This window comes from Variovorax durovernensis (genome assembly GCF_977011995.1).
Window position 1 is genome coordinate 5,911,373 of record NZ_CDRNCW010000001.1, and the last position, 19,577, is coordinate 5,930,949.

The window sequence follows — 19,577 nt, forward strand, 5'->3', positions numbered from 1 at the left end:
AAATGGATGATCGCGCTACATCAGCGGTGTTGCTTCGCTCTTCTGCAAAGCCCACATCTGCGCGTAGCGGCCCTGCTTCGCGAGCAGTTCGGCATGCGTGCCGCGCTCGACGATCACGCCGCTTTCAAGCACCAGGATCTCGTGCGAATCGACCACCGTCGACAGGCGGTGCGCGATGACCAGCGTGGTCTTGTCCTGCGCGGCGCTCTTGAGTTCCGACTGGATGGCGCGTTCGTTGGCCGAGTCGAGCGCCGATGTGGCCTCGTCGAAGATCACGATGGGCGGGTTCTTCAGCAGGGTGCGCGCGATGGCCACGCGCTGCTTCTCGCCACCCGAAAGCTTCAGGCCGCGCTCGCCCACGGTCGTGTCGTAGCCCTTGGGCGTGGCCGAGATGAAGTCGTGGATGCGCGCGGCGCGCGCGGCGGCTTCCACTTCTTCTCGGCTCGCCCCCGGGCGGCCGTAGGCGATGTTGTATTCGACCGTGTCGTTGAACAGCACGGTGTCCTGCGGCACGATGCCGATGGCGCGGCGCACGCTCGACTGCGTCACTTCGCGGATGTCTTCCCCGCCGATGGTGATGCGCCCCTGCTGCACGTCGTAGAAACGGTACAAGAGCCGCGCGAGCGTGGACTTGCCCGAACCCGACGGCCCGACCACCGCCACCGTCTTGCCGGCCGGGATCTCGAAGCTCACGTGCTTGAGGATGGGCCGCGCGGGCTCGTAGGCAAAGCTCACGTCCTCGAAGCGCACGGTGGCGTCGGCACCGGCCAGCGGCTGCGCACCGGGCACGTCGCGCACCTCGCGCTCCTTTTCCATCAGCACGAACATCTTGTCGAGGTCGGTCAGGCTCTGCTTGATCTCGCGGTAGATCACGCCCAGGAAGTTCAGCGGAATGTAGAGCTGGATCATGAAGGCGTTGACCATCACCAGGTCGCCCAGCGTCATGCGCCCTTCGACCACGCCCGAGGTGGCGCGCCACAGCATCAGCACCAGGCTCACTGCAATCAGCAGTTGCTGCCCGGTGTTGAGCATGCTCAGCGTGCGCTGGCTCTTGATGGCGGCCTTGCGGTAGCGGTCGAGGCTGGCGTCGTAGCGGCCGGCCTCGAAGTCTTCGTTGTTGAAGTACTTGACGGTTTCGTAGTTCAGCAGCGAATCGACCGCGCGGCTCTGCGCCACGGAGTCGAGCTCGTTCATGGTCTTGCGGAACTGCGTGCGCCACTCGGTCACCGTCACGGTGAAGGCGATGTACAGCACCAGCGCCGCCGCCGTGATCCAGACGAACAGCGAATCGAACTTCACGCCCAGGATGGTGAGCACCAGCACCAGCTCGATGATGGTCGGCACGATGCTGTAGAGCGACATCGAGATGAGCGAATGCACGCCGCGCGTGCCGCGCTCGATGTCGCGCGTCATGCCGCCGGTCTGGCGCTCCAGGTGAAAGCGCAGGCTCAGCGCATGCAGGTGGCGGAACACCTCCAGCGCGATCTGCCGTGCCGTGCCCTCGGTGGCCTTGGCGAAGATCAGCTCGCGCAGCTCGCCGAACAGCGAGGTCGAGAAGCGCAGCAGCCCGTAGGCCAGCAGCAGCCCGATGGGCACGATGAGCAGCGCCTGGGCCATGTCGGGAGCACCCGGCTTCGGCGTCATCGTGTCGACCAGGTTCTTCAGCAGCACCGGCACGCCGACGTTGGCCACCTTGGCACCCACCATGAAGGCCAGCGCGGCGGCCACCCGCCACTTGTACTGCCAGAGGTAGGGAAACAGGCGGCGCAGCGTCGCCCAGTCGGAACGGTCGCTGCGCTCCGGCGGGTGGCCGGAGACGGGGTGGGAGGGGGGAAGGGCTTCGCCGCTGCGGCGCATGGGAGACAATCGTGGTTGCTTGTTTGTTCCAGATTGTGCCCATGTCAGATACTTCCAGCGCTGCCGCTGCCGCCATCCTCAAGAGCCTGCCCACCGACATGGAGCTGGTGCTCAAGGTCATTCCGATGCCGGCCGACTGCAATGCCAACGGCGACATCTTCGGCGGCTGGGTCATGGCGCAGTGCGACCTGGCCGGCTCGGTGATCCCGGCGCGCTACGCCAAGGGCCGCCAGGCCACGGTGGCAGTGAACGAATTCATCTTCAAGCAGCCGGTGCGGCTGGGCGACATCCTCTCGTTCTATTCCAAGCTGGTGCGCATCGGGCGCACTTCGGTCACGGTAACGGTCGAGGTGTTTGCCGAGCGCTTCCGGGCGCAGGGCGAGTACATCAAGGTGACGCAGGCGACCTTCACCTACGTGGCCATCGACGACAACGGCCGCCCGCGCCCCATCGAACAACAGCCCTGATCGGGCAGGCTCACACGCCCGGGTCGCGCACCCGCTCGAAGCGCTCGAACTCGCGATTGATCCAGCGCCCGTCGCGGCGCTCCACCCGGCGGATGTACACGGTCTGCACGATGTCCCGCGTATGGGCATCGATCTCGACCGGCCCGCGCGGGCTGTCCAGCCTGAGGCCGCGAAAAGCATCCACCAGCCGCTCCCCGCCCGCATTGCCGCGCGCGGCGGGCGAGCTCATTGCCGCATCCACGGCCGCGAGCGCATCGTGGGCCGCCACGGCGAAATAGCCCGGCCGCAGGTGGCTGCCGTACTCCGTCTCGAAGACGCCCGTGAAGCGGCGGTTGGCCGGCGACTCGTGCGCGAACGAATAGTGATGGCTGGTGACCAGGCCATCGGCCAGCTCGCCGATGCCTTCGAGGTAGTGGTCGTCGGTGGCATCGCCCGTGGCCAGCAGGCGGATGCCGGTGTCGGCCATGCCGCGGTCGCGCCAGAACTTCAGGAAGGTGGCCGGCATCTGCCCCGAGGGCAGGAAGAAGAACACCGCTTGCGGCTTGAGCTCGCGCAGCCGCAGCATGTAGGCCGAGTAGTCGAGCGTGGCCAGCGGCACCCGCAGCATCGCGCCGACCCGCCCGCCGCCCGCGGTGAAGCCCGAGACGAAGGCGCTCTCGGCATCGACGCCCGAGGCGTAGTCGGCCACCACCGTGCACACGTCGCGCAGCCCCTGCTGGAGCGCCCATCGCGCCAGCGGCAGCGTGACCTGGGCGATGGTGAACGACACCCGCACCGCGAACGGGCAGCGCGACGTGATGCCCGAGGACGCGGCGTTCATCACGATGAGGGGCACCCTGGCCTGCGTGGCGACAGCGCCCACCGCGTAGGCGTTGGAACTGAAGTCGAGCCCGCTCAGCAGGTCGACCTGTTCGCTTTCCACGAGGTCCTGCGCGTGGCGCCGCGCCTGGTCGGGCGCGCTGCCAGGCACGTCGCGCCGCAGCAGCTCGACCGGCCGGCCCGCGATGTGATGGTTGTGCGCAGCCAGCCAGACGGCCATGCCCGCATCGAACTGGCGCCCGCCGCCCGCATAGGGCCCGGACCACGAGCCGACGACGCCGATGCGCAGCGGCCGCACCCGCGCCATGACCAGCGCGGGCGCAGCCAGTGCGCCCGCAAGCAAACCCAAAGTACGCCGGCGCACCGGCTGGAATGCTACTTTTTCAGTAGCGTCATTCGCCCGCTGGCCGGGCGTTGCGAGAGTTCTGACCCCTGGGATTTGCACGCCGGACAGTGTAAGCGCGCAAGTCCGGAAAGCAGGTCAGACCTTCGAGAAATCGGGCTTGCGCTTCTCCATGAAGGCACCGAAGGCCTCGCGCGCCGCCGGCTCGCGCAGCATGCGCCCGAAGCTCGCGCCCTCCTCGCCCATGCGCTCGAGCACGGCGGGCATCTGGCCCTTCTTCAGCAGGCGCTTGGTCTCGATCAGCGCGCTCAGCGGCTTGGCCGCGAGCTTGCGGGCCTGCATCTGCGCGATGCCGTTGGCCTCGGTCGGCGGCACCACCCGGTTGACCAGGCCCACTTCGAGCGCGGCCTCGGCCATGAAGGGTTCGCCCAGCAGCAGCGCCTCGGCGGCGCGGTGGTAGCCCAGCATCTGCGGCACCAGCAGGCTCGACGCCGCCTCGGGGCACAGGCCCAGGTTCACGAAGGGCATCGAGAAAGCCGCGTTGTCGCCCGCGTAGACCAGGTCGCAATGGAACAGCATCGTGGTGCCGATGCCCACGGCCGGGCCGCAAACCGAGGCGACGATGGGCTTGGGGAAGGTGGCGATGCCGCGCAGGAAGCGGAACACCGGCGACTCCTGCGTCGACGGCGGGCCGTTGAGGAAGTCGCCGATGTCGTTGCCCGCGCTGAAGATCGTCGGGTCGCCCTGGATCAGCACGCAGCGCACGGTGGCTTCGCTCTCGGCGGTGGCCAGCGCGTCGGCCAGTTCGGCGTACATGCTGCTGGTGATCGAGTTCTTCTTGTCGACGCGGTTGAAGGTAATGGTCATCACACCGGCTTCGGTGTGGACGAGGATGTCGCTCATAAAAAATCCTTGAATGGAACGGGTGGTGCCGCCCTCAGGCGGCGGCAAGTGCTTCGCGTACGAAATCGAGCCGGTCCTGGCCCCAGAACATTTCGTCGCCGACGAACATGGTGGGTGCGCCGAAAACGCCGCGTTCCACCGCTTCCTGCGTGACGGCCTTCAGGCGGTCCTTGGTTTCCTGCGCGCCGGCCAGCGCGAGCAGGCCCGCAGCGTCGAAGCCCGCATTTTGCAAGACGGCGCCGACGGTTGCCGGGTCATTGAGGTTCTCCGGCTCGACCCACATGGCGTGGTAGACCGCATCGACGTAGGCGCCGAAGCGCGCCGGCTCCTTCATCTGGATGCCGGTGGCGCCGCGCATCAGCAGCAGCGTGTTGATCGGGAAGTGCGGGTTATGCGCGAATGGCACGTCGTAGCGCCTGGCGAAGCGCTTCAGGTCGGTCGTCATGTACGGACCCTTGGGCTTGATCTCGGCCGGCGAATGGTTGCCGGTGGCCTGGAACACGCCACCGAGCAGCATGGGTTTCCACACCAGCTCGGCACCGGTGTCGGCGCAGATGTGCGGCAGCTGCGTCGCGGCGAGGTAGGCGGCGGGGCTGCCGAAGTCGAAATAGAAGTCGACTGATTTCTTCATGCGTGTCTCCTTTGCTTGTGCTTCAGGGGCTGCTGTTCGGGGTGCTTGCACAGGCCACTGGGTACTCCCCTCCGCGAATGTCCCCCGTCGGCGTGAGCAAGCCCCGAACGGCAACGCTTCATTTTCAGAACTTCTCCGACCAAGGACGCAGATCGAGTTCGTGCGTCCACGCATCGCGCGGCTGCGAATGGAGCATCCAGTAGCTGTCGGCAATGTGGTCAGGATTCAGGATGCCGTCGCTTTCCTTCAGCGCATAGCGCTCGGGAAAATTGCTGCGGATGAACTCGGTGTCGATGGCGCCGTCGACCACCACGTGCGCCACGTGAATGCCCTGAGGGCCCAGTTCGCGCGCCATCGACTGGGCCAGCGCGCGCAGCGCCATCTTGGCGCCCGAGAAGGCACCGAAGTTGGCCGCGCCGCGCAGCGAGGCCGTCGCGCCGGTGAAGATGATCGTGCCGCGATGGCCTCCCTTGGGCATCTCGCGCGCCACCATCCGCTTCGCCACTTCGCGCCCGTTCAGGAAGCCCGAGAAGCAGGCCATCTCCCACACCTTGAAGTACTTGCGCGCGGTCTCGTTGAGGATGCTCTCGGGCACGTTGGCGCCGATGTTGAACACCATCACCTCGATCGGCCCGACGGTCGATTCGATCTGCTCGACGAGCGCGACCACTTCTTCCTCCTTGCGCGCATCGCAGGCAAAGGCATGGGCGCGGCCGCCGTCGGCCTCGATCTGCGCGACCAGCGGCTGCAGCTTGTCGAGGCTGCGCCGGGTGACGCAGGTGGCGAAGCCTTCGCGCGCGAAGCGGCGTGCGATGGCACCGCCGGTGGCGTCGCCGGCGCCGACGATGAGAGCGGCTTTATGCAAGGCGGTCATGTCTCTTTATTCCTTGTAGTAGACGATCTGGTTCGAGGTGGCCAGCAGCACGCCCTTCTCGCTCCACAGATGCGCCGTCTGGTCGAAGAAGCCGTTGAAGAACTGCTGCCCCGCCGCGCGGCCCAGCAGGTAGCCCGTGCCGACTTCGGCAAGCTCCGACGGACCGACGTGGAAGTAGGTGGTGATCGACACGGTGCCCGCCGGCACATGCTTCGCTCGGCGCAGCCACACACGCGGATAGAACATGTCGCTCATCGCTGCGAGCGAGGCAAAGTCGAGCGGGCGCGGTTGTGCGTCGCGCAGCCAGATGCGGGTTTCGCTGTGATGCAGGCTGCCGTCCCACTTCGAAGGAATGCCGCCGCTGAAGGGGCGCATCTCGTACTGGTTGATCCAGGCAACGCCGGAAGGGCCGATGCTCATGCGGTCGACGGTCTCGGGCCTCGGTGCCTCGGGCATCGGCATGTCGCCCTCGCCCCAGGTGTCGCGGCGCGCGGCCGTGACCACGGTGGCGGTGGTCGTCATGTTGGGCGTGCCGCCGGGGCCGGGCTGCGTGATCTGCACCGTCCAATGCTGTGTCGAGCGGTTGGTGCGCACGGCCGTGGCCTGGATGTCGAACGCGCCGGCTTCGAGCGCGGCGGCGTAGTTGACGGTGAGCGCAATGGGCGTGCCGAGCACGTCGGGGTGCTGCATCACCGACTGCAGCACCAGGGCCGCGGTAGTGCCGCCGAAGGGTCCGACCATGTTCCAGTAGTCGGGGCTGGTCGTGCCGGTGAAATGCCCCACGCGGATGTCGCTGTGGTGGATCGTCAGGGCTTTGTCGAAGGGGTGCATGCTCGTCGTCATGATCGGCAGTGTGCCTCCGGTGGGTGCGCTCACGCAGTCGTGTGCGGGACGCCGGTGTGCTGCACTGCAGTACGCGATGCGAGCCGGTGCATGATGACGCGCGGCGCGCCGGCGGGCTCGCAGCGGCGCACCGCGAGTTGCTGCGCGCCGCCGTCGACCTTCAGAACTTCCTGTTGCATGCTCGTTTCTCCAGAACGGTCACCGTCTATTCGCGGAACACCGCGGAACCGGGTTTGCCGGGCCGCAGGTGTTGCCCCTGCAAGGGGTTGGCGCAGCGACACGAGGTGCGCGAAGCCTGGGGGTTTGCTCAAACCCTTTCGAAGATGCCTGCGGCGCCCTGCCCCATGCCCACGCACATCGTGACCATGCCGTACTTCAGGTTCTCGCGGCGCAGCGCGTGCACCACCGTGGCCGAGCGGATGGCGCCCGTTGCACCGAGCGGATGGCCCAGCGCAATCGCGCCGCCCATCGGGTTGACCTTCGACGGATCGAGCCCCAGCGTGTTGATGACTGCGAGCGACTGCGCGGCAAAGGCTTCATTGAGCTCGAACCAGTCGATGTCCTCGTGCTTCAGGCCCGCATAGCGCAGCGCGGCCGGAATCGCTTCGATGGGGCCGATGCCCATGATGTGCGGCGGCACGCCCTTGCTGGCAAAGCTCACGAAACGCGCGAGCGGCGTGAGGCCGTACTGCTTCACGGCCTTTTCGCTCGCCAGGATCAGCGCGCCGGCGCCATCCGAGGTCTGCGAGCTGTTGCCGGCCGTGACCGTGCCGCGCGCGGCGAACACGGTGCGCAGCTTGGCGAGGCCTTCGATGCTGGTGTCGGGGCGCGCGCCTTCGTCGAGGTTGACGGTGCGCGTCTTCGCGATCGACTCGCCGGTCTCCAGGTTGGGCGTGCGGTCGGTCACTTCGATGGGCGTGATCTCATCGGCGAACTTGCCGGCCTTCTGCGCGGCCAGTGCCTTCTGGTGCGAGGCGAGCGCGAACTCGTCCTGCGCCTCGCGGCTCACCTTCCACTGCTGCGCGACCTTCTCGGCGGTGAGGCCCATGCCGTAGGCGATGCCCACGTCGCCCTGTACGTCGAATGCGGGCTCGAAGATCGAAGGCGACAGCGAGGGCGAGTTGCCCATCATCGGCACCATGCTCATGCTCTCGACGCCGGCGGCGATCATCACGTCGGCTTCACCGACGCGGATGCGGTCGGCCGCCATCTGCACGGCCGACAGGCCCGATGCGCAGAAGCGGTTGACAGTGATACCGCCGACGCTGGTCGGCAGGCCCGCCAGCACCGCGCCGATGCGCGCGACATTCAGGCCCTGCTGCGATTCGGGAATGGCGCAGCCGCAGATGATGTCTTCGATGGCCTTGGGGTCGAGGCTGGGCACGGCGGCCAATGCGGCACGCAGCGTGGTGGCCAGCAGGTCGTCGGGGCGGTAGTTGCGGAAATAGCCTCGGTGCGACTTGCCGATGGGGGTGCGGGTGGCGGAGACGATGTAGGCGTCTTGGACTTGTTTCATGGATAGCTCCTGGATTTGGCTCCTTCCCCCTCTGGGGGAAGGTTGGGATGGGGGCAAGCGGCAGTCAATTCATCCAGTCGATTGACGATGGCCTGCAACACCCCTTCAAAATTGACAAACGGATCATTCGATCCGAAGCGCAGTACCTCGAATCCCTGAGCACGCAGGAAAGCGTCGCGTCGTGCGTCGTAGCCTTCTTGCGCCTGATGCTGCGATCCGTCGAGTTCGACGATCAACCTGGGGTCAAGGCATGCAAAGTCGGCGATGTAGTTTCCGATCGGATGCTGGCGACGAAACTTCATGCCCAGTTGCTCACCGCGCAAACCGCTCCAGAGCTTGCGCTCGGAGTCGGTCATCTCGCGCCGCAGGGTGCGAGCATTCTGTTGCGCGTTGGGAGTCGATTGGTTTTGCATAGGCTGCTTGCCCCCATCCCGGCCTTCCCCCAGAGGGGGAAGGCGGAAGAGGAAGACGAGCGTCAGTTGCGCACCGGCTTGCCCGTGCTCAGCATCCCCATGATCCGCTCCTGCGTCTTCGGATGCACGATCAGCGAGCAGAACGCCTTGCGTTCCAGCGTCATCAGGTATTCCTCGGTCACGAGCGAGCCCGCGTCCACGTCGCCGCCGGTGACCACGTTGGCGATCAGGCTGGCAATGTGGAAGTCGTGCGCGCTGATGAAGCCGCCGTCGCGCATGTTCACCAGCTGGCCCTTGATGGTCGCGGCGCCGCTGCGGCCCGCCACGCGGAAGCTGCGGCGCAGGGGCGGGCGATAGCCGGCGTCGGACATGGCCTTGGCCTGCTGCAGCGCCACGTACAGCAGCTCGTCCTTGTTCGGCACGATCACGTCGCTGTCGAGCAGGTAGCCCAGCTTCTTCGAATCGAGCGCACCGGTGCCCACCTTCGCCATCGCGGCGGCCGTGAAGCCTTCGGTCAGGAACGGCAGCAGGTCGGTGCCCGTCGAGGCCGCAGCGTTCTCCGCAGCACGGCGTGCGATGTAGGTCAGGCCGCCGGCGCCGGGGATCAGGCCCACGCCCACTTCGACCAGGCCGATGTAACTCTCCATCGCCGCCACGCGCCTGGCCGAATGAATGGCCAGCTCGCAGCCGCCGCCCAGCGCCATGCCGCGCACGGCGGAGATCACCGGCACGTTGGCGTAGCGGATCTTGAGCATCACGTTCTGCAGCTCTTCCTCGGCGCCTTCGACCGCGCCGATGCCGGCGACCACGAAGGCCGGCAGCATCGCCTGCAGGTCGGCGCCGACCGAGAACACCTCGTCGGGCGACCAGATCACCAGGCCCTTGTATTCGGCCTCGGCCAGCTCCACCGCGGCGCCCAGCGCCTCGGCCACGTCGGGGCTGATGGCGTGCATCTTCGAATGGATGCTGGCGATGAGCACTTCGCCATCCAGCGTCCACACGCGCACGTCGCCTTCGTCGCTGATCGTGGTGCCGGCCTTGTTGGCATCGGCGGCGTTAGCGCCGAGCACGCTCTCGGGGAACAGCTGGCGGTCATGCACCGGCAGCCTGCGCTGCGGCACGAACTTGTTCTGCGATGCACTCCAGGAGCCTTCGGGCGTGTGCACGCCGCCGGCCTCGGCCACCGGGCCTTCGAACACCCACTTGGGCAGCGGTGCGCTGCTCAGCGCCTTGCCGGCGTCGATGTCTTCCTGCACCCACTTGGCAACCTGCGCCCAGCCGGCTTCCTGCCACAGCTCGAACGGGCCCTGCTTCATGCCGAAGCCCCAGCGCATGGCGAAGTCGATGTCGCGCGCGCTCTCGGCGATGTCGGCCAGGTGCACGGCGGCGTAGTGGAAGCCGTCGCGCAGGATGGCCCAGAGGAACTGCCCCTGCGGGCCTTCGCTCTCGCGCAGCAGCTTCAGGCGCTCGCCCGCGGGCTTCTTGAGCATGCGGCCGTACACCTCGTCGGCCTTGGCGCCGGCGGGCACGTACTCGCCGCTCTTCAGGTCGAAGCGCAGGATGTCGCGGCCGACCTTCTTGAAGAAGCCGGCCTTTGTCTTCTGGCCCAGGTTGCCCAGCTCGAGCAGCTTGGCCAGCACCGGCGGCGTCGCGAAGTTGGCGTAGAACGGATCGGTCTCGGCGTCGAGGTTGTCCTGCAGCGTCTTCACGACGTGAGCCATCGTGTCCAGGCCCACCACGTCGGCGGTGCGGAAGGTGCCCGAGCTGGCGCGGCCCAGCTTCTTGCCGGTGAGGTCGTCCACCACGTCGGGCGTGAGGCCGAACTTCTCGACTTCCTTCAGCGTGGCCAGCATGCCGGCGATGCCGACGCGGTTGGCGATGAAGTTGGGCGTGTCGTGCGCGCGCACCACGCCCTTGCCCAGCGTGCTGGTGACGAAGGCTTCCAGGTCGTCGAGCACCTGCGGCTGCGTGGTGGGCGTGTTGATCAGCTCCACCAGGAACATGTAGCGCGGCGGGTTGAAGAAGTGGATGCCGCAGAAACGCGGCTTCAGTGCTTCTGGCAGCGCTTCGCTGAGCTTGGTGATCGACAGGCCCGATGTGTTCGAGGCCAGGATCGAATGCTTTGCGACGTGCGGCGCGATCTTCTTGTACAGATCGAGCTTCCAGTCCATGCGTTCGGCAATGGCTTCGATGACGAGGTCGCACTCGCCGAGCTTGGCCAGGTCGTCCTCGTAGTTGGCCTGCTCGATCAGCACGGCGTCGGCCACGTCGCCGAGCGGCGCGGGCTTGAGCTTCTTGAGGTTGTCGATGGCGCGCGTGACGATGCCGTTCTTCGCCGCACCTTGAGCGGCAGCTCCGGTCGCGTCTTTCGCGGCCAGGTCGAACAGCACGACGGGCACGCGCACGTTGACGAGGTGGGCCGCAATCTGCGCGCCCATCACGCCGGCGCCGAGCACGGCGACCTTCTTCACTTGAAATCGGGACATAACTGGGCTTCGAAGTTTTGATTCGGTTCGGGGAACACCGCGGAACCGGCTTTGCCGGGCCGCTGGTGTTGCCCCCTTGAGGGGGAGGCTGCTACACGAAGTGAGCAGCTACGGGGGTGGGTCAAGGAACGCGGTTCCAGGTTTGGGTGCGCCAGAAGGGGCCCAGGTAGCCGCGCACTTCGAGCTTCTTGCCGCCCTCGATGGGCGTGAAGCTCGCGCGGTATTCCTTGCCGTTCTCGGGGTCGAGGATCTTTCCGCCTTCCCAGACGTCCTTGCCCTCGGCCTTCTTGCCGCCGCGGATGATGTCGAGGCCGACCATGGGCTTGTCCTTGCGGTCGTCGCTGCATTCGCTGCAGACCGCGCCGGGCTTGGCGTCCTTGCCCAGCGCTTTCTCGATGCGCCCGGACAGGCCGCCGCCGTTCTCGGCGATGCTGATCTCGGCCTTGACCTCGCCCGTCTTGTCGTCCACGTTGCGCCACAGCCCCACCGGCGTGCTCTGGGCCATGGCCGAAGCGGCTGTGGCGGCGAACAAGAGGGCTGCGAGTGTTGTCTTCATGATCGGCGGTTCCTGGGAGTTGAGGAAAGACGAGACGGTACTACCGCTCAGGCCAATGCTGCGTCGGTGTCCATCAGCACCTTGCTGCCGGCGCGCGCGGTGCGCATCAGCGTCGCGGTCTCGGGGAACAGCTTGGCGAAGTAGAAGCGCGCGGTCTGCAGCTTGGCGACGTAGAACGGGTCGTTGTTGCCGGCCGCGATCTCGCGCAATGCAACCTGTGCCATGCGGGCGAACAGGTAGCCGAACACGAAGTGGCCGGCCACGCGCAGGTAGTCCACCGCGGCGGCGCCCACTTCGTCGGGGTTCTGGAAGCCCTTGAAGCCGATCTCGGTCGTGAACTTGGTGAGCTGGTCGCCCAGGCCCGCGATCGGGTTGATGAACTCGGCCATCTTCTCGTTCACGCCTTCTTCTTCCACCAGCTTGCCCACGAGCTTGCCGAACTTCTTCAGCGAAGCGCCGTTGTTGCCCAGCACCTTGCGGCCCAGCAGGTCCAGCGACTGGATGGTGTTGGTGCCTTCATAGATCATGTTGATGCGGTTGTCGCGCACGAACTGCTCCATGCCCCATTCCTTGATGAAGCCGTGGCCGCCGAACACCTGCATGCAGGCATTGGTCGAGATGTGGCCGTTGTCGGTAATGAAGGCCTTGACGATGGGGGTCAGCAATGCGACCAGCTCGCCCGAGTCCTTGCGCACCTTCTCGTCGGGATGGTTGTGCTCCTTGTCGAGCAGCAGCGTGCAGAAGATCTGCAGCGCGCGGCCGCCTTCGGCATAGGCCTTGGCGGTGAGCAGCATCTTGCGCACGTCGGGGTGCACGATGATGGGGTCGGCTTCCTTGTCCTTGGCCTTCACGCCGGAGAGCGAGCGCATCTGGATGCGGTCCTTGGCGTAGGCCAGTGCGTTCTGGTAGGCCACTTCGGTCAGGCCCAGCGACTGGTTGCCCACGCCCAGGCGCGCGGCGTTCATCATCACGAACATCGCGGCCAGGCCCTTGTTGGGCTCGCCCACCAGCGTGCCGGTGGCGCCTTCGATCACGATCTGCGCGGTGGCGTTGCCGTGAATGCCCATCTTGTGCTCCAGGCCGGCGCAGAAGATCGGGTTGCGCTCGCCCAGCGAGCCGTCGGCCTTGACCTTGAACTTCGGCACCACGAACAGGCTGATGCCCTTGCTGCCCTTGGGCGCGTCAGGCAGGCGGGCCAGCACCAGGTGAATGATGTTGTCCGTCATGTCGTGCTCGCCGGCCGAGATGAAGATCTTGCTGCCGGTGATGCGGTAGGTGCCGTCGGCCTGCGGTTCGGCCTTGGTGCGCAGCAGGCCGAGGTCGGTGCCGCAATGGGGTTCGGTCAGGCACATGGTGCCGGTCCACTCGCCGCTCGTGAGCTTGGGCAGGTAGGTCTTCTTCTGCTCGTCGGTGCCATGCGCGGCCAGTGCCTCGTAGGCGCCGTGCGAAAGGCCGGGGTACATGGTCCAGGCCTGGTTGGCGCTGTTGAGCATTTCGAACAGGCACTGGTTCACCACGAAGGGCAAGCCCTGGCCGCCGAAGGCCGGGTCGCACGACAGCGCGGGCCAGCCGCCTTCGACGTACTTGGCATAGGCGTCCTTGAAGCCCTTGGGCGTCTTGACCTCGTGCGTGGTCTTGTCGAGCGTGCAGCCCTCTTCGTCGCCGCTGATGTTGAGCGGGAAGGTCACTTCGGCGGCGAACTTGCCGGCCTCTTCGATCACTGCGTTGATGGTGTCGGCATCGGTCTCGGCATGGGCGGGCAGCGCCTTGAGCTCCTCGGCGACGTTGAGCACTTCGTGCAGCACGAACTGCATGTCACGCACGGGCGGGTTGTAGGTAGGCATCCGGGACTCTCCTGGTCGAAGCTAGATAGAAAAAGAAAAGGGAAAACGAAAAGGGGACAAGCCGCGCGCTTCAGTCAGCGCACGGTCTTGAGGCGGCGGCCTGCCGGCGCGGCGGCCGCCTCGGGCTTAGGCGCATCGGGCGTGGCGGCGCGCGCGAGGATGTTGTCGAAACCGACATTCGCGCGGCCGATGGAGCCGGGCACCTGCAGGAAGCGCGCTTCGTAGTGCAGCGCGAGGATCAGGCCGTGGATCTCGAACGCCACCTGGCGCTCGTCGGCATCGGCGCGCAGATGGCCTTCGCTCTGCGACTGCACGATGGCTCGCAGCACGGCCGCCTGCCAGATGCTGACCGACTCGACCAGCGCGTCGCGCACCGGGCCCGGGCGGTCGTCGAATTCGGAAGCGCCGCTGATGTAGATGCAGCCCGAGTCGATCTCGGTCGAGGTGCGCTTCATCCAGTTGGCGAACATGGCGCGCAGGCGGGGCAGGCCGCGCGGCGCCTTCAGGGCGGGGAAGAACACTTCCTGCTCGAATCGCGCGTGGTATTCGCGCACCACCGAGATCTGCAGTTCCTCGCGCGAGCCGAAGTGGGCGAAGACGCCCGACTTGCTCATCTTGGTGATTTCAGCCACCGCGCCGATCGACAGCCCCTCGAGCCCGATCTGCGCGGCCAGCGCCAGCGCGGCGTCGACGATGACTGCCTTGGTCTGCTGGCCCTTCTGGGCAGCACGGGCGGGCTTGGCGGGGACGGCTGAAGCGGACATCGTGGAATTCCCAAACAAAAACGAACGGTCGTTCTATTTTGCAGGGACTTTGCACTTTGGTCCGCCAAAGACCTTCAGCAAGAGAAGGTTAATTGATGCGCGGGAGAGCCGCAATCGGGCCCTCCCCGCATATCGCCTTTCAGAACTCCTGCGACACCGGCCGCAGCACCACTTCATTGATGTCCACGTTCGCAGGCTGTTCCACCGCATACACGACCGCGCGCGCCACCGAGTCCGCCGGAATCTGGTTGGCGTCGTAGAACGCCTTCACGCCGGCGGCGCTCTCGGCGTCGCTGCTGCCGAACTTCAGTTCCGAGTCCACCGCGCCGGGCGACACGACGGTCACGCGCACGCCGCTGTTGCCCATTTCCACGCGCAGTCCTTCGGAGATGGCGCGCACCGCATGCTTGGTTGCACTGTAGACGGTGCCGATGGGCGTGAACACCTTCAGCCCGGCGATCGACGCGATGTTGACGATGTGCCCGCTGCCCTGCGCCTGCATGCGCGGCAGCACGGCGGCAATGCCGTACAGCACGCCCTTGATGTTCACGTCGATGGTGCGGTCCCACTCGTCGACCTTGAGCTTCTCGATGGGCGACAGCGGCATCACGCCCGCGTTGTTGACCAGCACGTCGATGCGGCCGAAGGCTTCCACCGTGGCGGCGGCGAGCTTTTCGAGGTCGGCGCGCCTGGCCACGTCGGTGGCCACGGCGATGGCCTCGCCGCCGGCTTCGCGGATTTCGGCGACGACCTTCTCGAGCCGGTCGGTGCGGCGGGCAGCGAGCACCACCTTCGCACCGCGCGCGGCCAGGTGGCGCGCGGTCGATTCGCCGAGCCCGCTGCTCGCGCCGGTAACGATGGCGACCTTGCCCTTGATGTTGTCTTGAACGGATGTCATGGCTGCTTTCCTTTGCTAGGGTGTTGAAGAGATGCCCTGAGTGTGGAAAATCCGCCTGTTCCCGTAAATGAAACTCCGGCGACTTCAAAATTCCTGAAACAGGAATACTCAACTTCCCATGTCCAACCGCCTCGAAGCCCTGCGCGTGTTCTGCGCCGCCGCCGACGCCGCCAACTTCCGCGAGGCGGCCGTGCGCCTGTCGGTGTCGCCGCAGGTGGTGACGCGCGCGGTGCGCGAACTCGAAGACCAGCTGGGCGAGCCCCTCTTCCACCGCAGCACCCGCGGCGTGCAACTCACCGACTTCGGCCGGCAGCTCGCCGAACGTGCGCGCGTGGCGGTGGGCGGCGTGGACGATCTGTTCCACCGTACCGACCGGCGCGCGCTCTCGCAGCACGAGGGCACGGTGCGGGTCACGGCGCCGGGCATCTTCGGCCGCCGGCTGATTCCGCAGGCGCTGGCGCCGATGCTCGCCGCGCACCCCGGCCTGGTGCTCGACCTGCGCGTGTCGGAAGAGCATGCCGACGTGGTCGACCAGCAGATCGACATCGGCGTGCGCGTCGGGCCGCTGCGCGATGCACGCTTCGTGGCGCGGCCGGTGGGCAAGATGGCGCTGCACGTGGTGGCCGCGCCCTCGCTCATCGCCCGCACCGGCGTGCCGAAAAAAATCGACGCGCTCGCGGGCCTGCCGCTCACCGCGCTGATCGACCGCATGTCGGGCCGGCCGTGGCCGATGATCTTCAGCAAGGGCCGGCAACTGGCGGTGAGTTCGCCGGCATTCGTCACCGACGACTTCGATGCCGAGGGCGCGGCAGTGCTCGCGGGCCTCGGCTTCGCGCAGCTGATCGGGTCGCTGGCCGAGCCCTGGCTGAAATCGGGCGCGCTGGTACCGGTGCTGGAGGCCGATGCGCCGGAGCCGTGGCCGATCTATGTTTACCGTCCACAGCGCGCACCAGTGCCGGCGCGCGTGCGGCTGGTGTACGACGAACTGGTCCGCGTGCTGCGCTGAACGCCGCTACGACGACAGGCCGCTTGCCCGCTGCCAGGCACCCGGCGTGAAACCGAAGTGGCGCGTGAAGATGCGCGTCATGTGGCTCTGGTCCGCGAAGCCGCTGGCGGCGGCCGCATCTGCGAGGCTCGAGCCGCGGCGAATCAGGGCCCGTGCGCGTTCGGCGCGCTGCAGCAGGAGCCATGCATGCGGCGGCACGCCATAGGCTTTGACGAATCGGCGCAGGGCCTGGTACTTGCTGAGGCCGGCCATCGTGGCGAGTTCGTCGAGCGAGGGCGCGTCGAGCAGGTCGTCAGCAAGCCGCTCGCGCAGCTGCCGCACATCGCCGCCAGCCTCGCGCAACGGCAGTGCGGTGGAATGGGTTTCGAGCAGCAGGCCGCAGACTTCGGCCAGTGACTCTTCGCAGGAAAGCGTCCCGGCTCCAGCGGTGTGGTCCGCATGAACGGCCTTCCATGCGTCGAGGCGCACGAACAAGCGACGCAGCGCATCACCCAGCCGCGCGTCCCGCAGCACGGGGCGCGTGAACTCGATGCCATTGCCGGCAACGCCATCGCCGCGCATGCCCGCCATCACGGCCGCATCGAAATACACTATGCGCCAACGCCGCGACGGGCCGCCGAGCGGCCGGCCGTCGTGCACTTCCCCGGGGTTGGTGGTGATCAGGTCGCCGGCATAGGCATCGACCTTGCCCCGGCCGCTGGCCGAGCTTTGCGCGCCATGGTCGAGCAGGCCGACGCCGTAGGTCGAATGCCAGTGCCGGCCGTAGTGGCGGGCACTGTCCATCGCGGTGCCGTGGACGCCCTCCCAGGGCGTGCCGAAGACCTGCGAGCGATGGTCCGGCGGCGTTTTCGTCATCCGCCGGATGATCTCAGAGAACGGCTCTCAGAGCTTGAAGGGAACCACTTCCTGGCGCTGCTCGCCCAGGCCTTCGATGCCCAGCGTCATCACGTCGCCCTTCTTCAGGAACAGCGGCGGCTTCATGCCCATGCCAACGCCGGGCGGCGTACCGGTGGTGATGACGTCGCCAGGCATCAGCGTCATGAACTGGCTCACGTAGCTCACGATCTTGGCCACGGTGAAGATCATGGTCTTGGTGCTGCCGGTCTGCACGCGCTGGCCGTTCAGGTCGAGCCACATCGAGAGCTTCTGCGGGTTCTCGATCTCGTCGCGCGTCACCAGCCAGGGGCCGATGGGGCCGAAGGTGTCGCAGCCCTTGCCCTTGTCCCAGGTGCCGCCGCGCTCGATCTGGTATTCGCGCTCGCTGATGTCGTTGATGGTGCAGTAGCCGGCCACGTAGTCGAGGGCGCTCTTTTGCGACACGTAGCGCGCGCGCGTGCCGATGACCACGCCGAGTTCGACTTCCCAGTCGGTCTTGACCGAGCCCTTGGGCAGCATCACCGGGTCGTTCGGGCCCTGGATGCAGCTGTTGGCCTTGGTGAACACCACGGGTTCCTTGGGCACCGGCAGGCCGGATTCGGCCGCGTGGTCCGCATAGTTCAGGCCGATGGCGATGAACTTGCCGACGTTGGCCACCGGTGCGCCGAAGCGCGGCTTGCCCTTGACCAGCGGCAGCTTGTCGACCTTCTGCTTGCGCAGCTTGGCAATGGCGGCATCGCCCAGTTGCTCGGGGCCGATGTCCTTGACGACGGCGCTCAGGTCGCGCAGCTTGCCTTCGTTGTCGATGAGGCCGGGCTTTTCCTTGCCGGGGTTGCCATAGCGGACGAGTTTCATGCTTTCCTTTCAGTGCATTGAATTGATCAGTACGTGGAGCGGCCACCGGAGAGGTCGAAGACCGCGCCGGTGGAAAAAGAGCAATCCTCGGTGCAGAGCCAGCCGACCATCGCGGCCACCTCTTCCACCGTGCCGAAGCGGCCCATGGGAATCTTCGAGAGCATGAAGGCGATGTGCTCGGGCGTCATCTGGTCGAAGATGGCCGTCTTCACCGCCGCGGGCGTCACGCAGTTCACGCGGATGCCGGTGTCGGCCAGTTCCTTGCCGAGCGACTTGGTCAGGCCGATGACGGCTGCCTTGCTCGCGCTGTAGGCACTGGCGTTGGGGTTGCCGTCCTTGCCGGCCACCGAGGCGATGTTGACGACGCGGCCGTAGCCCCGGTCGCCCTGCTTGCGCATCTGCGCGACCACCTCGCGGCAGCACAGGAACACGCCAGTGATGTTGACGTCCATCACCTGGCGCCAGTCGTCCACGGGGTAGTCCCACAGCTTGGTGTTGGGCCCGGTGATGCCGGCGCTGTTGACCAGCGCATCGATGTGCGGCACCTGCGCCAGCGTGGCCGCCACGGCCTTGGCGACCGATGGCTGCTGAGATACGTCGACCTTCAGCGCGAAGGCCTTGCCGCCGAGCGATTCGGCCGCCTTTTGCACCGCCTCTTCGTCGCGGTCCCACAGCGTGACGCTGCCGCCCGACGCCAGCAGCCGCTGCGCGATGCCGAAGCCCAGGCCCGTGGCGCCGCCGGTGACGACCGCATGGCGGCCCGAGAAATCGAGCTGGTTCATGTCGTGATGCCGATGGCTCCTCGTGTCTTCGGGTTAGGCCCGATGGTGGCCCGGGCGGTGTATCGTATTCTGAATTGGCCTTACCACTTGGCCAATTCAGGACAACCCTTAACCCGCTCTTGCCGACCTCGTGCCCCTCCAGACCCTCGAACCCCAGCGCCTCTACCGCCAGATTGCAGACCAGCTCCGCGGCCTGATCGCCGAGGGCGAGTTCGACGTGGGCGCGCGCATTCCCGCCGAGCGCGACCTCGCCAAGCAGCTGGGCGTGAGCCGCCCTTCGGTGCGCGAGGCGCTGATCGCGCTGGAGGTGGAAGGCTGGGTCGAGATAAGAACCGGCTCGGGCGTTTACGTGCTGGACCGCTCGCACCGCACCGGCGCCCCCACGGCCGGCACCGAGTGGGGGCCGCTGGAAATCATTCGCGCGCGCCGCATGGTCGAGGGCGAGATCGCCGCCACCGCCGCGCAGCAGGGCAAACGCAAGGACGTGGACGCCATGCGCCGCGCGATCCGCATGATGCGCGAGACGGCCGCGCGCAACGAGGTGCCGCACGAGGGCGACCGCGCCTTCCACCTGGCCATCGTCAACGCCTGCGACAACGTGGTGCTGACCGAGACGGTGCAAGGCTTCTGGGAGTCGCGGCACGGGCCGATCTTCGCCCGGATGATCGACTACTTCGAGACCATGGAATCGTGGCAGGCCGCCATCGGCGAGCACGAAGCCATCCTCGATGCCATCGCCGCGCGCGATGCCGCCGCGGCGCGCGACGCGATGCACCAGCACATGGACAAGTTCCACCAGAGATTCAGCGCGAGCTGGCGCCGCGCGAAGGCCTCCTGACAACAA

At 66.8% G+C, this 19,577-nt stretch carries 20 protein-coding genes; 3 read left to right on the forward strand and 17 right to left on the reverse strand.

Going from position 1 to position 19,577, the window contains the following annotated elements:
• Window positions 1-15 precede the first annotated feature (15 nt).
• A complete protein-coding gene (locus ACWV14_RS28000; protein WP_454904827.1) occupies window positions 16-1,857 on the reverse strand; it encodes an ABCB family ABC transporter ATP-binding protein/permease in 1,842 nt (613 codons plus the stop codon).
• Between the two features lie 41 nt (window positions 1,858-1,898).
• Here ACWV14_RS28000 and ACWV14_RS28005 point away from each other — a divergent pair, with 41 nt between their 5' ends.
• The gene (locus ACWV14_RS28005; RefSeq protein ID WP_093057333.1) at window positions 1,899-2,324 is read left to right on the forward strand and encodes an acyl-CoA thioesterase; all 426 of its coding nucleotides are present in this window, start codon (window positions 1,899-1,901) and stop codon (window positions 2,322-2,324) included.
• 10 nt (window positions 2,325-2,334) lie between these two features.
• Here the strand turns inward: ACWV14_RS28005 and ACWV14_RS28010 are convergent, their stop codons facing one another.
• The 13 genes from ACWV14_RS28010 to ACWV14_RS28070 all read right to left on the reverse strand — a co-directional run bounded on the left by ACWV14_RS28010 (window position 2,335) and on the right by ACWV14_RS28070 (window position 15,214).
• Window positions 2,335-3,450, reverse strand: coding sequence for an ABC transporter substrate-binding protein (locus ACWV14_RS28010; protein ID WP_454906099.1), 1,116 nt, complete (start codon window positions 3,448-3,450; stop codon window positions 2,335-2,337).
• A gap of 174 nt (window positions 3,451-3,624) precedes the next feature.
• A complete protein-coding gene (locus ACWV14_RS28015; protein WP_422088357.1) occupies window positions 3,625-4,389 on the reverse strand; it encodes an enoyl-CoA hydratase in 765 nt (254 codons plus the stop codon).
• 34 nt (window positions 4,390-4,423) lie between these two features.
• The gene (locus ACWV14_RS28020; protein ID WP_454904830.1) at window positions 4,424-5,020 is read right to left on the reverse strand and encodes a DsbA family protein; all 597 of its coding nucleotides are present in this window, start codon (window positions 5,018-5,020) and stop codon (window positions 4,424-4,426) included.
• A gap of 124 nt (window positions 5,021-5,144) precedes the next feature.
• The gene (locus ACWV14_RS28025; protein ID WP_454904832.1) at window positions 5,145-5,894 is read right to left on the reverse strand and encodes an SDR family oxidoreductase; all 750 of its coding nucleotides are present in this window, start codon (window positions 5,892-5,894) and stop codon (window positions 5,145-5,147) included.
• A gap of 6 nt (window positions 5,895-5,900) precedes the next feature.
• Complete coding sequence (locus ACWV14_RS28030; RefSeq protein WP_454906101.1) at window positions 5,901-6,737, reverse strand: acyl-CoA thioesterase; 837 nt, start codon at window positions 6,735-6,737, stop codon at window positions 5,901-5,903.
• Window positions 6,738-6,766: 29 nt separating this feature from the next.
• Window positions 6,767-6,916, reverse strand: a complete 150-nt coding sequence (locus ACWV14_RS28035; protein WP_454904834.1) for a hypothetical protein — start codon at window positions 6,914-6,916, stop codon at window positions 6,767-6,769.
• A gap of 128 nt (window positions 6,917-7,044) precedes the next feature.
• Window positions 7,045-8,253: an acetyl-CoA C-acyltransferase gene (locus ACWV14_RS28040; protein ID WP_454904836.1), complete on the reverse strand. Its 1,209-nt coding sequence runs from the start codon at window positions 8,251-8,253 to the stop codon at window positions 7,045-7,047.
• A complete protein-coding gene (locus ACWV14_RS28045; RefSeq protein WP_454904838.1) occupies window positions 8,250-8,666 on the reverse strand; it encodes an endonuclease domain-containing protein in 417 nt (138 codons plus the stop codon). Before ACWV14_RS28045 ends, ACWV14_RS28040 begins: the two co-directional genes overlap by 4 nt.
• A gap of 62 nt (window positions 8,667-8,728) precedes the next feature.
• The gene (locus tag ACWV14_RS28050; protein ID WP_454904840.1) at window positions 8,729-11,152 is read right to left on the reverse strand and encodes a 3-hydroxyacyl-CoA dehydrogenase/enoyl-CoA hydratase family protein; all 2,424 of its coding nucleotides are present in this window, start codon (window positions 11,150-11,152) and stop codon (window positions 8,729-8,731) included.
• 121 nt (window positions 11,153-11,273) lie between these two features.
• On the reverse strand, window positions 11,274-11,708 hold the full coding sequence (locus ACWV14_RS28055; RefSeq protein WP_454904842.1) for a DUF2147 domain-containing protein: 435 nt from the start codon (window positions 11,706-11,708) through the stop codon (window positions 11,274-11,276).
• Between the two features lie 47 nt (window positions 11,709-11,755).
• The gene (locus tag ACWV14_RS28060) at window positions 11,756-13,552 is read right to left on the reverse strand and encodes an acyl-CoA dehydrogenase C-terminal domain-containing protein (protein ID WP_454904844.1); all 1,797 of its coding nucleotides are present in this window, start codon (window positions 13,550-13,552) and stop codon (window positions 11,756-11,758) included.
• 74 nt (window positions 13,553-13,626) lie between these two features.
• Window positions 13,627-14,316, reverse strand: coding sequence for a TetR/AcrR family transcriptional regulator (locus tag ACWV14_RS28065; RefSeq protein ID WP_422088364.1), 690 nt, complete (start codon window positions 14,314-14,316; stop codon window positions 13,627-13,629).
• A 139-nt stretch (window positions 14,317-14,455) separates the two neighbouring features.
• Window positions 14,456-15,214 (reverse strand): SDR family oxidoreductase, encoded by a 759-nt coding sequence (locus ACWV14_RS28070; protein WP_454904846.1) that lies wholly within the window; start codon window positions 15,212-15,214, stop codon window positions 14,456-14,458.
• 118 nt (window positions 15,215-15,332) lie between these two features.
• Between ACWV14_RS28070 and ACWV14_RS28075 the strand changes: the two genes are divergently transcribed.
• On the forward strand, window positions 15,333-16,220 hold the full coding sequence (locus ACWV14_RS28075; protein WP_454904848.1) for a LysR family transcriptional regulator: 888 nt from the start codon (window positions 15,333-15,335) through the stop codon (window positions 16,218-16,220).
• Window positions 16,221-16,226: 6 nt separating this feature from the next.
• On the opposite strand, the gene ACWV14_RS28080 is transcribed toward ACWV14_RS28075, so the two are convergent.
• Genes ACWV14_RS28080 through ACWV14_RS28090 form a run of 3 tightly spaced genes read right to left on the reverse strand, consistent with a single transcriptional unit; the run spans window position 16,227 to window position 18,733 of the window.
• Entirely contained in the window at window positions 16,227-17,075 is an 849-nt protein-coding gene (locus ACWV14_RS28080) for a helix-turn-helix domain-containing protein (protein ID WP_454904849.1), read from the reverse strand.
• A 27-nt stretch (window positions 17,076-17,102) separates the two neighbouring features.
• A complete protein-coding gene (locus tag ACWV14_RS28085; protein WP_422088368.1) occupies window positions 17,103-17,951 on the reverse strand; it encodes a fumarylacetoacetate hydrolase family protein in 849 nt (282 codons plus the stop codon).
• 26 nt (window positions 17,952-17,977) lie between these two features.
• Window positions 17,978-18,733 carry an SDR family NAD(P)-dependent oxidoreductase gene (locus tag ACWV14_RS28090; protein WP_454904851.1) on the reverse strand — a complete coding sequence of 252 codons (756 nt, stop codon included), beginning with the start codon at window positions 18,731-18,733 and terminating at the stop codon, window positions 17,978-17,980.
• A 130-nt stretch (window positions 18,734-18,863) separates the two neighbouring features.
• Between ACWV14_RS28090 and ACWV14_RS28095 the strand changes: the two genes are divergently transcribed.
• The gene (locus ACWV14_RS28095) at window positions 18,864-19,571 is read left to right on the forward strand and encodes a FadR/GntR family transcriptional regulator (protein ID WP_422088370.1); all 708 of its coding nucleotides are present in this window, start codon (window positions 18,864-18,866) and stop codon (window positions 19,569-19,571) included.
• Window positions 19,572-19,577: the final 6 nt, after the last annotated feature.

What these genes read in the sequence shown, in the direction of transcription:
- ACWV14_RS28000 (WP_454904827.1), bottom strand. Translation starts at nt 1,857, where the DNA reads ATGCGCCGCAGCGGCGAAGCCCTTCCCCCCTCCCACCCCGTCTCCGGC.
- ACWV14_RS28005 (WP_093057333.1), top strand. Translation starts at nt 1,899, where the DNA reads ATGTCAGATACTTCCAGCGCTGCCGCTGCCGCCATCCTCAAGAGCCTG.
- ACWV14_RS28010 (WP_454906099.1), bottom strand. Translation starts at nt 3,450, where the DNA reads ATGGCGCGGGTGCGGCCGCTGCGCATCGGCGTCGTCGGCTCGTGGTCC.
- ACWV14_RS28015 (WP_422088357.1), bottom strand. Translation starts at nt 4,389, where the DNA reads ATGAGCGACATCCTCGTCCACACCGAAGCCGGTGTGATGACCATTACC.
- ACWV14_RS28020 (WP_454904830.1), bottom strand. Translation starts at nt 5,020, where the DNA reads ATGAAGAAATCAGTCGACTTCTATTTCGACTTCGGCAGCCCCGCCGCC.
- ACWV14_RS28025 (WP_454904832.1), bottom strand. Translation starts at nt 5,894, where the DNA reads ATGACCGCCTTGCATAAAGCCGCTCTCATCGTCGGCGCCGGCGACGCC.
- ACWV14_RS28030 (WP_454906101.1), bottom strand. Translation starts at nt 6,737, where the DNA reads ATGACGACGAGCATGCACCCCTTCGACAAAGCCCTGACGATCCACCAC.
- ACWV14_RS28035 (WP_454904834.1), bottom strand. Translation starts at nt 6,916, where the DNA reads ATGCAACAGGAAGTTCTGAAGGTCGACGGCGGCGCGCAGCAACTCGCG.
- ACWV14_RS28040 (WP_454904836.1), bottom strand. Translation starts at nt 8,253, where the DNA reads ATGAAACAAGTCCAAGACGCCTACATCGTCTCCGCCACCCGCACCCCC.
- ACWV14_RS28045 (WP_454904838.1), bottom strand. Translation starts at nt 8,666, where the DNA reads ATGCAAAACCAATCGACTCCCAACGCGCAACAGAATGCTCGCACCCTG.
- ACWV14_RS28050 (WP_454904840.1), bottom strand. Translation starts at nt 11,152, where the DNA reads ATGTCCCGATTTCAAGTGAAGAAGGTCGCCGTGCTCGGCGCCGGCGTG.
- ACWV14_RS28055 (WP_454904842.1), bottom strand. Translation starts at nt 11,708, where the DNA reads ATGAAGACAACACTCGCAGCCCTCTTGTTCGCCGCCACAGCCGCTTCG.
- ACWV14_RS28060 (WP_454904844.1), bottom strand. Translation starts at nt 13,552, where the DNA reads ATGCCTACCTACAACCCGCCCGTGCGTGACATGCAGTTCGTGCTGCAC.
- ACWV14_RS28065 (WP_422088364.1), bottom strand. Translation starts at nt 14,316, where the DNA reads ATGTCCGCTTCAGCCGTCCCCGCCAAGCCCGCCCGTGCTGCCCAGAAG.
- ACWV14_RS28070 (WP_454904846.1), bottom strand. Translation starts at nt 15,214, where the DNA reads ATGACATCCGTTCAAGACAACATCAAGGGCAAGGTCGCCATCGTTACC.
- ACWV14_RS28075 (WP_454904848.1), top strand. Translation starts at nt 15,333, where the DNA reads ATGTCCAACCGCCTCGAAGCCCTGCGCGTGTTCTGCGCCGCCGCCGAC.
- ACWV14_RS28080 (WP_454904849.1), bottom strand. Translation starts at nt 17,075, where the DNA reads ATGACGAAAACGCCGCCGGACCATCGCTCGCAGGTCTTCGGCACGCCC.
- ACWV14_RS28085 (WP_422088368.1), bottom strand. Translation starts at nt 17,951, where the DNA reads ATGAAACTCGTCCGCTATGGCAACCCCGGCAAGGAAAAGCCCGGCCTC.
- ACWV14_RS28090 (WP_454904851.1), bottom strand. Translation starts at nt 18,733, where the DNA reads ATGAACCAGCTCGATTTCTCGGGCCGCCATGCGGTCGTCACCGGCGGC.